The sequence below is a fragment of the Longimicrobium sp. genome (assembly GCA_036389135.1).
Taxonomy (GTDB): Bacteria; Gemmatimonadota; Gemmatimonadetes; order Longimicrobiales; family Longimicrobiaceae; genus Longimicrobium.
In genome coordinates, this window is record DASVQP010000036.1 from 1 (window position 1) to 3,806 (window position 3,806).

Consider the following 3,806-nt stretch of genomic DNA (forward strand, 5'->3'; position numbering starts at 1 on the left):
GAGGCGACGCAAGCGAATGCCAGGGCGGCCAGGAGGAGCCATATGGGAGAATGCATGCCTCATCCTATCGGACGCACAGCCACTCGCGTCTAGCGCAGCGCCGCGAGGGCCGCGCCGACCTTCGTCACCGTCACCGACACGGGCGTCGTCACCTCCGGAGCGAAGATGGCCACGCGGAGCTCCTCGAAGGCCCACCGCAGCTCCTGCGCCGCCTCCTGGTCACGCACGGTGGCGCGCCTGGCGAGGAAGCTCTCCCACAGGGGGGTGAAGGGCTCGGACTTCCCCGCGTCCTTGCCGGGGTTCGCCACCGCACGCGACAGCCGTGCCTGGGCCGCGCGGAGGTAGCGCGGGTAGTTCAGCAGGTGCACGAAGCGAATCCACTCGATGAGGTTCGCGGGGAACAGGTGCCCGAGCTGCGAGCGGATGTCCCGCACGGCCGCCGCGCCGCTCGGCCCCTTGGATGCTGCCTTGAGTGCACCGAGCGTCGCGGCGAGCTCCCTGGAGGTGTCAGCGACGGCGTCCGCCCAGTCCCGGGCCGCACGCTCGATGCGCGGTGAGCCCTCACGGACCAGCGCCTCGAAGGCCGCCTGCGTGCGGGGCAGCGGCGCACCGGGTGCGAGCTTGAACGCATCGTCGACGCTGCGTGCGAGGACGAGCGCCCGGAAGGCGTCGGCCTGGCCCCGCGCGGGCGGCGCGCCGTCCAGGGACGGGAAGGGCGGCGGCATGCGCGCGGCGCTGACGGCCACGTGTCCGCGCGCGGCGAGCATCAGGAGCCGGCGGACCCCCGTGCGCGTGGCCGCGTCGGCGGCGGAGGAGGTCTCGAGCAGCACCAGGTCCACGGCAGCGCCCCGGTCGACGAGCGCGGGGTAGCTGCGGACCTCGAGCCCGCCGACCCGCCGGGTGACCACGGGGGGCAGCTCGCCGAAGCTCCAGGCAGTCAGCCCCTTGCGCTCCCAGTCCGAAGCCGGTGCCGCGCTGCGCAGCGCCGCCCGTGCACGTCCCCCGTACTGCTCGAGCAGCGCGTCGGCGTCGCGGCTCCGCGCGAGCTCCTTTCCCCGCTCGTCGAGCACCCGGAGCGTGATGCGCAGGTACGGCGCCACGGCATCCGCCCGGAAGGATTCCTCGGGTACGTCCACGCCGCACAGCCGGGACACCGCGCGCGCGAGCGCTGGAATCAGCGGCCCGCGGAAGGGCACGAGTTCCTTCTCGAGACGGTCGACCAGGTCCGGCACCGGCCCCAGTTGCTTGCGCTGGGCGCGGGGGACCTGCTCGAGCAGGGCGATGAGTTTCTCCCGCTGCCACCCGGGGATGGTCCAGTCGAGCTCACCGGGCACCAGCTGCGCGAGGAGCAGCAGCGGCACGCTCAGGGTGATGCCGTCGTCCTCGGCCGAGGGGTCGAAGGTGTACGTCACCGGCACGGACGCGCCGTGCAGGGTGATGGCGTCCGGGTAGTGCGCCGGGGACAGGCCCGGGTCGTGCGAGAGGGCATCCTCCATCGAGAGGACGAGCACGTCGGGGTCGGCCGCCTCGGCCTTGCGGCGCCAGGCCTCGAAGCTCGCTCCGTCCGTCACGTCCTCCGGGAGGCGCTGGTCGAAGAACGTCAGCAGCGCCTCGCTGTCGAGCAGCTCGCTGCGCCGGGCCTTGTCCCGCAGGTGCGCCACGCGCTCGAGCACCTGGCGGTTCTTCTCCTGGAACGCCCCCCGGGTGCGGTACTCGCCGCGCACCAGGGCATGCTCGAGGAACATCAGCCGTGCCCGGTCGGGGTCCATGCTGGCCAGGGCCACGGGGCGCTCCTTGAAGACCTGAAGCCCGAAGAGGGTCGCGTTCTCCTTCACCACGGCGCGCGCGGACTTCTCCGACCAGTGCGGTTCGGAGTAGCTGCGCTTGAGCAGGTGGGGGGCCGCCGCCGCGAGCCACTCCGGGTCGAGCTTCGCCACGGTGCGCGCGAACAGCTGGGACGTCTCCACGAGCTCGAACGCCATCACCCAGGCGGGGGGCTTCTTCGCGAGCGCCGACGAGGGGTGGACCATGAAGCGCGTCTGCTTCGCGCCCGTATAGTGGCGCTGCTCCGGATTCCACTGGCCGATGCGGGACAGGAGCCCGGTGAGGAGCGCCTGGTGCAGGGCGTCCCCGCGCGACGGGGCGCCCCGGCCCTTGCTCGGCAGGCGCAGCTCGCGGACGGTCTCCTCGAGCTGGCGCTGGACGTCCCGCCACTCGCGCACCCGCAGGAAGGACAGGAAGTTGTCCCGGCACACGCGCCGCAGGTGGGACGTCCCCCGGCCCTCGGCCTCGCGCACGAACGCCCACAGCTTGAGGAGCCCCGTGAAGTCCGAGTGCTCGTCACGGAAGCGCCGGTGCAACTCGTCCGCCTTCTGCGCGAGCTCCCGTGGCCGCTCGCGCGGGTCCTGCAGGTTGAGCGCCGCGGCGACGATGAGCACCTCGTCCAGGCACCCGTACTCGGCGCCGGCGAGAATCATCCGCGCGATGCGCGGGTCCACCGGGAAGCGCGCGAGCTGGTGCCCCAGAGGCGTCAAGGTGCGCTCCTTGCCCTCGATGGCCCCGAGCTCCTCGAGCACCCGCCAGCCCTCGGCGATGGCCCTCGGCTGGGGCGGGTCGAGGAAGGGGAAGTCCTCGACGTCACCGAGGCCGAGGGACTTCATCCGCAGGATGACCCCCGCGAGCCCGGTGCGCTTGATTTCCGGGTCGGTGAAGGCGGGCCGCGTGGTGAAGCTCGCCTCGTCGTAGAGGCGCACGCAGATGCCCTCGCGCACGCGGCCGCAGCGCCCTTTGCGCTGGTCGGCGCTGGCCTGGGAGACCGGCTCGATGTGCAGGCGCGTGGTGCCCGAGCGTGGGTCGTAGCGCGAGAGGCGCGCCACCCCCGTGTCCACGACGTACACGATGCCCGGGATGGTGATTGACGTCTCCGCGACGTTGGTGGCGAGGATGACCCGGCGCTCGGGGATGGTGGCGACGACGCGCGACTGCTCGGCGGCCGACAGGCGCGCATACAGGGGCTGCACCACCGTGCCGCGGAGCTCGCGTGCGTTCAGGGCAGTCTCGGCCTCGCGGATTTCCCGCTCCCCGGGGAGGAACACGAGGACGTCCCCGTCCGGGTCGAGCGAGAGCACGTCCGCCACCGCATCGGCGACGGCGTCGGCGAGCTCGGCGTCCTCGGGGGGCGGCTCGTAGAGCACGTCCACCGGAAAGGTACGGCCCTCCACCTGGATGACGGGAGCCCCCCCGAAGAACTGCGAGAAGCGCTCGGTCTCGATGGTGGCCGAGCTCACCACCACCTTGAGGTCGGGGCGCCTGGGGAGGATGCGCTTGAGCCACCCCAGCAGGAAGTCGATGGTGAGGCTGCGCTCGTGGGCCTCGTCGAGCACAACCGTGTCGTAGCGGCGCAGGAGCGGGTCGCTGTGAATCTGCGCGAGCAGGACCCCGTCGGTCATGAACTTCACGGCTGTCTGCCGGGACGAGCGGTCCTCGAAGCGAATCTGGTAGCCGACGTCCGTGCCCAGCTCCGTGCCGAGCTCGCGTGCCACGCGCGCCGCCACGCTCGTCGCGGCGATACGCCGGGGCTGGGTGACGCCAATCTGGCGCGGGCGGCCGCGCCCCATGGCGAGCAGGACTTTCGGCAGCTGCGTCGTCTTCCCCGAGCCGGTGGCCCCCGCGACAATGACCACCTGATGGGCGGTGATGGCCGCGGTGATGTCCTCCACCCGGCTCGAGATGGGGAGCTCGGGGGGGAAGCGCAGGGTGGGCAAGCCTCCGGGGGGAGGGACGGGTGAGTCGCCGGACATGGCGGT

General features: G+C 72.4%; 1 protein-coding gene. It reads right to left on the reverse strand.

Annotated features, from left to right (window positions below; all coding sequences use genetic code 11):
• Positions 1-89: 89 nt before the first annotated feature.
• Entirely contained in the window at positions 90-3,764 is a 3,675-nt protein-coding gene (gene hrpA, locus VF584_08550) for an ATP-dependent RNA helicase HrpA (GenBank protein HEX8210224.1), read from the reverse strand.
• Positions 3,765-3,806: the final 42 nt, after the last annotated feature.